Here is a 2,833-nt window from a genome sequence, read left to right as displayed (position 1 = left end):
CCGGCACCGGCACCGGCACCGGCGCCGGCCCGCGGGGTCAGGGCATCAGGACGGCCTTGCCCCGGTTGCGGCGGGCCTCCAGGTCGGTGTGGGCACGGGCGGCCTCCGCCAGCGGGTAGGTGCGCCAGATCGGCACGGCGAGCTTCCCGGCCGCGGTCAGGCGCACCAGTTCCGGCAGCGGTTCGCCGGCCCCGTCCGAGGCGCCGGCGCTGAAGCGGACGCCGTGCTGCGCGGCGGACAGGTCGGCGATGGTGATGACCCTGCCCGCGTCCCCGGTCAGGGCGACGGATTCGGCGAGCACGCCCGCGCCGGAGGCGTCGAACACGAAGTCGACGCCCTGCGGGGCCGCGGCCCTCACCCGCTCCGCCCAGCCCTCGCCGTAGCGGACCGCGGTGGCGCCCAGGGCGGTGACGCGTTCCAGGTCGCGCTCCGCCGCGGTACCGACGACGGTGATGCCGCGCGCGGCGGCCAGTTGGACGGCGACGACTCCGACGCTGCCGGCGGCGCCGTGGACGAGCAGGGTCTGTCCCTCCTGCACGCCCAACTGCTCCAGCACGCGATGGGCCGTCCGGCCGACGGTGACCAGTGAGGCGGCGACCTCCCAGGACAGGGCTTCGGGCTTGGCCACCGGCCGCTCCAGCAGCGCGTACTCGCCGTAGCTGCCGCCCACGGTGGCGCCGAGGACCTCGTCGCCCTCGGTGGCGGTGGCGCCCTCGCCGACGGCGTCGACGACACCGGCCGCGTCCAGGCCGGGCACCACCGGGAAGTCGGCGGGTGCCTTGGCGGCCAGCAGACCGGACCGGATCTTCAGGTCGAGCGGGTTGACCGAGGCGGCCCGGACCCGGATCCGGACCTGGCCCGGTCCGGGCTCCGGCGGGGTGACCTCCGTCAGGCGCAGCACCTCGGGTGCGCCGTACTCGGAGAAGGTGATCGCTGTGGACATCGGGAACTCCCGTGGAGTGGTGGGGAACGGAGGGGTCGCCGCCCGCCCGCGGTGCGGCGGACGGGGGCGGGTCGGGGCATGGTTCAGCGGGCGCAGCGGGGTCAGAGGGTGGGGTAGTCCGTGTAGCCGCGGTGGTCACCGCCGTAGAAGGTGGCCGGGTCCGGGGTGTTGAACGGGCCGCCGGCGGCGAGGCGGGCCGGCAGGTCGGGGTTCGCCAGGAACAGCGCCCCGTAGGCGATCATGTCCGCGGTGCCGTCCTCGACCAGTTCGAGCGCGGCCGGGCCGGTGGCCTCGGGGTGGGTGAACGGGTTGAGGACGAACGTGCCCGGCCAGGTCTTGCGCAGGCGCACGGTGAGGTCGCGGTCCGGGCCCTCCAGCAGGTGCAGGTAGGCCAGGTCCAGTCCGGCGAGCCGTTCCAGCAGCACCTCGTAGACCTCGCGCGGGTCGTCCTCGGCGATCCCGTTGTACGGGTTGCCGGGCGAGATCCGCAGGCCCACCCGGTCGCTGCCGATCGCTGCCACGACGGCGGTGACGACCTCGACGGCGAAGCGGGTCCGGCCTTCGGCGTCGCCGCCCCAGCCGTCGGCACGCAGGTTGGTGTTCGGCGCGAGGAACTGGTGGACGAGGTAGCCGTTGGCGCCGTGGATCTCCACCCCGTCGAAGCCTGCGTCGATCGCGTTCCGGGCCGCGGCGGCGAAGTCGGCGATCGTCCGGCGGATCTCCGCCTCGGTCAGCTCCTTCGGGGTCACGAAGTCCTGCGGGCCCTCGTGGGTGAACACCTGTCCGGGGGCGGGGACCGCCGACGGGGCGACCGGCACCAGGCCGTCGGGCAGCAGGGCGGGGTGCCCGATCCGGCCGGTGTGCATCAGCTGGGCGAAGATCACGCCGCCCTCGCGGTGCACCGCGTCGGTCACCCGCCGCCAGGCCTGCACCTGCCCTGCCGTGTGCAGCCCGGGAGTGTCGGGGTAGCCCTGCCCGACCGGCGACGGCTGGATCCCCTCGGTGACGATCAGCCCGGCGCCGGCCCGCTGCGCGTAGTACGTCGCCATCAGCTCGGTCGGCTCCGCGCCCGGCCCGTACGCGCGGCTGCGGGTCATCGGCGCCATCACGAGCCGGCTGGCGAGGCGGCGGCCGCCCAGGACGATCGGATCGAAAGCGGTGGTCATGGTCTCTCTTCTTCCTTGCGGTCGGTGGCGGGCGGTGGCCCGGACACCTTCACCGTAACAGTTACCTGCTCGAACAAGTAAATACCGCGGAGCATTCCCCTGCCAGCCACCATGGGCACCCAGCAGCGGAATCGAGGCAGTGAGGCGGTACCGCTCCACGGGATCCGGCGCCCGGCGGGTAGCATTGGCTGTCCGCCCAGGAAAGTGAGGAAGAGATGGCAGAGCCCGCCCCGCAGGCCGGCAGGGAACCCACCGGGACGGCACGGGAGGCCAGCGTCCCGGTGCCGGCCGCGGCGGGCGGCGGGCCGATCAGCCACGCGATCTTCCGCCTCGCCCGGCTCCACCGCATGTTCGCCGGTCAGCTGCTGCGGCGGATCGGACTCCACCCCGGCCAGGAACTGGTGATGATGCACCTGTGGGAGCTGGGCCCGCAGCGCCAGGCCGACCTGGTGCGCCTCCTCGACTCCGACGCCGCCACCATGACCCGTACCGTCCAGCGGCTCGAACAGGCCGGCTTCGTCCGCCGCCGCCCCTCCCCCACCGACAAGCGGGCGTCGCTCATCGAACCCACCGCGGCCAGCCACGCCCTGCGCCGCGAGGTCGAGGAGGCGTGGAGCCGGCTGGAGGACCTGGTGGCGGCCGGCCTGACCGACGACGAACGCGCCGCGGCCCTGCACACCCTGGAACGCCTTGAGCAGAACCTCCTCCGAGCCGCCGACGACCC

Annotated in this window: 3 protein-coding genes; 1 reads left to right on the top strand and 2 read right to left on the bottom strand. The window is 74.3% G+C overall.

All coding sequences use genetic code 11. The annotated features are described in order from the left end of the window. Positions 1 to 37: 37 nt before the first annotated feature. Positions 38 to 943, bottom strand: coding sequence for an NADP-dependent oxidoreductase (locus tag ABZ641_RS31770; protein ID WP_344623164.1), 906 nt, complete (start codon positions 941 to 943; stop codon positions 38 to 40). Positions 944 to 1,044: 101 nt separating this feature from the next. Continuing rightward, a complete protein-coding gene (locus ABZ641_RS31765) occupies positions 1,045 to 2,109 on the bottom strand; it encodes an alkene reductase (RefSeq protein WP_344623163.1) in 1,065 nt (354 codons plus the stop codon). Between the two features lie 215 nt (positions 2,110 to 2,324). On the opposite strand from ABZ641_RS31765, the gene ABZ641_RS31760 reads away from it, so the two are divergent. Next, positions 2,325 to 2,833 (top strand): MarR family transcriptional regulator (locus ABZ641_RS31760; RefSeq protein ID WP_359987414.1); only part of this gene is annotated, 509 nt, incomplete at its 3' end.

Origin of the sequence: Kitasatospora sp. NPDC007106, assembly GCF_040634455.1 — a bacterium.
Taxonomy (GTDB): Bacteria; Actinomycetota; Actinomycetes; order Streptomycetales; family Streptomycetaceae; genus Kitasatospora; species Kitasatospora arboriphila.
This window is presented reverse-complemented; position numbering and strand designations above follow the sequence as displayed.